The following is a 1,567-nucleotide window of genomic DNA, read 5'->3' as shown; positions in this document are numbered from 1 at the left end:
ACCGCAGCCGGGGCCGCGGCGGGCCGGTCCGGATTCGGCCCCCGAGGGCGAACCCACACCGGACCGGCGTGGTAACGGCCACTCCGGTGACGACCCGCCCTCACTCCAGGAGATTCACCGGTTCTTCGCGTGAGGGCGGATCATATGTAGGAGATCCCGGTCAGCACGAGCAGTGCGGCCGCGATGCCTCCGACGATCCAGGGCACGAAACCGCGGCCCAGTTCGGAGGTCATCAGCCCGAACTGGGGGCGCTGGGGATCGTAGATGACATCCACTCGCTGCCCGATTCCGGCCGGGGGGAACGTGTAGTTCTGGGTGGTGATGAGGTACTGCTTACCGTCGACCTCATACTGAAGTCGCAGAGCCACGGCGCCATCCTTGTCCTGGCCCTGGTTGACGCACAGAGCACGCACGGTAACTCCCCGGCGCCTGAGCGCCCCGTCGCGCCAGATGAACGTGAACGCCCCGCCCAGAACGGGGATTCCAAAGATCAGGACACCCGGTGCGTATTCACGCAGCCCGTCGAGCATGCTCCCAGCCCCCTCCACGAGTGCCGCCTCACGTCGGCCAGTTCATGACCTTAAGCCACTCACGGGCTAAGCGACCAGCAAATTCGTCAGGCGAAGCATCAGACGGAAGATCGTAAACATACTGGGCATATTTGGGCGATCTGGCAATGCGGCGAGGTGCCGTAGCTATCGTCGCGCGCCCGCCGGGAATTGCGGGACAGCCCTTAGTGCTCCAGTGTGACTTTGTGATTGCGTAGGGGGTGTCAGTGGCTCCCCTTACTGTGGCGGGCATGGGCTATGACGTGCACATCACCAGGCGTACGCCGTGGTGGGCGGATGCGGGCGAGCGGATCACGACGCAGGAGTGGGCGGCGGTCGTCGCTGCCGACCCGGAACTGGAGATGGTTCAGGTGGCCCGGGTTTCTCCGCGAGGCCAGGACGCGGTGTTGGAGTACCGGCGCGAGTGGCTGGCACAGATGGTCACCCATCCCGAGCGGGACACTCACGGCGCCTGGTTGGACTGGGGAGAGGGGCAGATCGTGGTGAAGTACCCGGATGATCTTCTTCTCAAGAAGATGCGGGAGATCGCCGGGGTGCTGGGGGCGCGCGTCCAGGGCGACGACTGCGAGTACTACGACGAGTGAACGTTGCCTGCCCGCAGCGGGAACGGCCATCGCGTGATCATCCGGGGCTGTGTGGACTCCTGAAGATCGTGCGGTGGCCGCGGGTCGTCATCTGCAGATACCGGGCAGGGGCCCGCATGGCGCGAGTCCTCGGCGTGTCCGTCAGCCGCAGCACGGTGCTGAGGCTGGTCGAAGCCTTGCCCGACCCGGAAGAGCCGGGCCCGCGCGTGGTTGGCGTCGATGAGTACGCGACCCGCAAATGCCGTCACTACGGGACCGTCCTGGTCGAGGTCGAAAGCCGTAGGCCGGTGGACCTACTGCCCGACCGGGAAGCCTCCAGCCTGGCCGCGTGGGGCGCGGATCGGCCCACGGGGGTGAGTTGCCGATCCCGTACATGGTCTTGGTCAACGTGCGGGGAGTGAAAAAATTTATTTT

The 1,567-nt window shown here is 65.5% G+C and carries 2 protein-coding genes; one reads left to right on the top strand and one right to left on the bottom strand.

The window, feature by feature from the left end:
* Positions 1-140: 140 nt before the first annotated feature.
* Entirely contained in the window at positions 141-530 is a 390-nt protein-coding gene (locus ACFW2E_RS30715; protein ID WP_384470334.1) for a DUF3592 domain-containing protein, read from the bottom strand.
* Positions 531-799: 269 nt separating this feature from the next.
* Between ACFW2E_RS30715 and ACFW2E_RS30710 the strand changes: the two genes are divergently transcribed.
* Positions 800-1,153 carry a hypothetical protein gene (locus ACFW2E_RS30710; protein ID WP_384470333.1) on the top strand — a complete coding sequence of 118 codons (354 nt, stop codon included), beginning with the start codon at positions 800-802 and terminating at the stop codon, positions 1,151-1,153.
* Positions 1,154-1,567: the final 414 nt, after the last annotated feature.

Origin of the sequence: Streptomyces sp. NPDC058964 (assembly GCF_042741275.1) — a bacterium.
Lineage (GTDB): Bacteria > Actinomycetota > Actinomycetes > Streptomycetales > Streptomycetaceae > Streptomyces.
This window is presented reverse-complemented; position numbering and strand designations above follow the sequence as displayed.

Excerpts from the sequence above, each read along its gene's own strand:
- ACFW2E_RS30715 (WP_384470334.1), bottom strand. The coding sequence starts at position 530 with ATGCTCGACGGGCTGCGTGAATACGCACCGGGTGTCCTGATCTTTGGA.
- ACFW2E_RS30710 (WP_384470333.1), top strand. The coding sequence starts at position 800 with ATGGGCTATGACGTGCACATCACCAGGCGTACGCCGTGGTGGGCGGAT.